At 74.3% G+C, this 2,566-nt stretch carries 2 protein-coding genes; both read left to right on the forward strand.

Annotated features, from left to right (window positions below):
* Window positions 1-1,003 (forward strand): diacylglycerol/lipid kinase family protein (locus P1P70_RS43330; RefSeq protein WP_319247815.1); only part of this gene is annotated, 1,003 nt, incomplete at its 5' end.
* 60 nt (window positions 1,004-1,063) lie between these two features.
* The coding region (locus P1P70_RS43335) for a serine/threonine-protein kinase (RefSeq protein ID WP_413471686.1) at window positions 1,064-2,566 on the forward strand (1,503 nt) is incomplete at its 3' end.

The raw sequence follows: 2,566 nt of genomic DNA on the forward strand, positions 1-2,566 counted from the left end.
CTCCCCCACCCGCCCCTTCCTCATCATGAATCCCAAGTCCGGGGGCGGAAAGGTCGAACGCTTCCGGCTGAAGGAGCGCGCCGAACGGCTCGGCGCCACGGTCCACCTGCTCGACCCCGCGCGCCACGAGGACGTCGCCGTCCTCGCCCGGGACGCCGTCAGGAACGGCGCCGACCTCCTCGGCGTCGCCGGCGGCGACGGCACCCAGGCCCAGGTCGCCGCCATCGCCGCCGCGTACGACGTCCCGCTGCTCGTCATCTCCGCCGGCACCCGCAACCACTTCGCCATGGACCTCGGCCTCGACCGCGACAACCCCGCCGCCTGCCTCGACGCCCTCACCGACAAGGGCGTCGAACTCCATGTCGACCTCGGCTACGCCAGCGGCCACCCCTTCGTCAACAACGCCTCGTTCGGCGCGTACGCCGCCGTCGTGCAGAGCCCCGCCTACCGCGACGACAAGGTCCGCACCACCCTGGAACTGCTGCCCGAACTGCTCACGCACCAGCGGGGCCCACGGCTCACCGCCCGCATCGGGGACGCCGTCATCGACGCGCCCCAGGCCGTCCTCGTCAGCAACAACGTCTACCGCAGCGACGACCTCGTGGGTCTCGGCCGCCGCGAACGGCTCGACGCCGGGGTGCTCGGCGTCGTCGGCATCCGTGTCGACAGCGCCGCCGAGGCCGCGGGAATGGTGCTCGGCCCGAACGCCCCCGGTCTGAGTCTCCTCGTGGCCGACGAGATCGTCGTGGAGGCCGACCGGCCGGAGATCGAGGTCGGCGTCGACGGTGAGGCCCTCGTCCTGCCGACCCCCGTCCACTGCCGGGTCTCGCCGAAGGCGCTGCGCGTCCGCGTGCCCCGCGACCGCCCCGGTGTCCCCGAGCCCAAACCGCCCCTGGACTGGCGCCGGTTGCGCAAACTCGCCGCAGCGGTCGGCCGCACCGCCCTGCCCAAGCACCGCGAACGGTACGGCTGGGCCCAGGAGTTGTGGAACCGCCGTCGCTAAGGCCGCCGGTCCACCGGATCCGCGTCGACAAGCTCCGCCCCCGCACGGTACTGATGGGGCATGAGCGACGACGGCGAACCTCCGCACGGCGAACTCCCGTCCGGCGTCAGAACGTTCCGGACCACCGGCACCGGCACCGGCACCGGCACCGGCACCGGCACCGGCACCGGCACCGGCACCGGCACCGGTCGTCTGGTCGGCGGCCGTTACCGTCTCGCGGAACGCGTCGGATCGGGCGGCATGGGCACCGTGTGGAGGGCGGTCGACGAACTCGTCGACCGGGAGGTCGCCGTCAAACAGCCCAGGCTCCCCGGTGACACGCACGGCACGGACAGCCCGCTCGGCCCGCACGGCCCAGGCAGCCCGGGCAGCCCCGACGGTCCGGGTGGTCCGGACGGTCCGGACGGCCCCGAGCACGACGCCCGTCGGCGGGCCGCCAACCGCCTCTACCGCGAGGCCCGCGCCGCCGCCCGCGTCGACCACCCGTCCGCCGTCACCATCCACGACGTCGTGGTCGAGGACGGAGCTCCGTGGATCGTCATGGAACTGGTCCGGGGCGAGTCGCTCCACGAGGCGCTCAAGCGCGGCGCCCTCACCCCCGTCGAGTCCGCCCGCATCGGCCTCGCCGTCGTCGGCGCGCTGCACGCCGCGCACGGCGTCGGCATCGTGCACCGGGACGTCAAACCCGCCAACGTCCTCCTCGGCCCGCACGGCCAGGTCGTCCTCACCGACTTCGGCATCGCCCACGTCCAGGGCGAGGAATCGCTCACCGTGACAGGGGAGTTCGTCGGGTCGCTCGAATTCGTCGCGCCCGAGCGGATGGCCGGGCCCGGCGCAGCCGGCCCGCCCTCCGACCTCTGGTCGCTCGGCGTTCTCCTCTACGCAGCCGTCGAGGGCTGGTCCCCCTTCCGCCGCACCACCCTGGAGTCCACGCTCGCCGCGATCCTCGCCGCCGAACCGCCGGAGCCGGAGCGGGCGGGCCCCCTAGGCCCCCTGCTCGTGCGCCTGCTGGCCAAGGACCCGGCGCTCCGCCCGGACGCCGAGGAGATCGCCGGGTTCCTGCGGGACGTGGCGGAGGACCGGGAACCCGACACCCAGACCCCGTCCGGGCTCCGCGAGTTGGGCGAGGACGCGGGGACGTTACGGCTCGGCGGAAAACCGCACGGCGCCGCCGTGACGGAGAGAGAGCCGCAGAGCGTACGGGGTGAGGAGGCAGGGAGCGTACGGGGTGAGGAGCCCGAAACGGTACGAGGCGGGGAGCCCGAGAGCGTACGGAGTGAAGGGCCAGGAAGCGTACGGGGTGAAAGGCCAGAGAGCGTACGGCGTGAAAGGCCCGACGACGTGCCGCACACCGAGGTCGTGCGGACCGGTCCCGCGCGCCCCCGGCGCAGGGCACGTGCCGGTCGCCTCGCCGCTCTGACCGCCGCCGGGCTGCTGCTGACCGCCGGGGGAGCCTGGGCCGGGGTCGCGCTGGACACGGGCGGCGGTGTCACCGAGGTCGCCGAGCCCAAGGTCGGGTGGGTGGAAGCCCGCGTCGACTCCCCCGGCCCCACGTCCAGCCCC

The sequence above is a fragment of the Streptomyces sp. MB09-02B genome (genome assembly GCF_033794485.1).
In the GTDB taxonomy this organism is placed as follows: Bacteria; Actinomycetota; Actinomycetes; order Streptomycetales; family Streptomycetaceae; genus Streptomyces.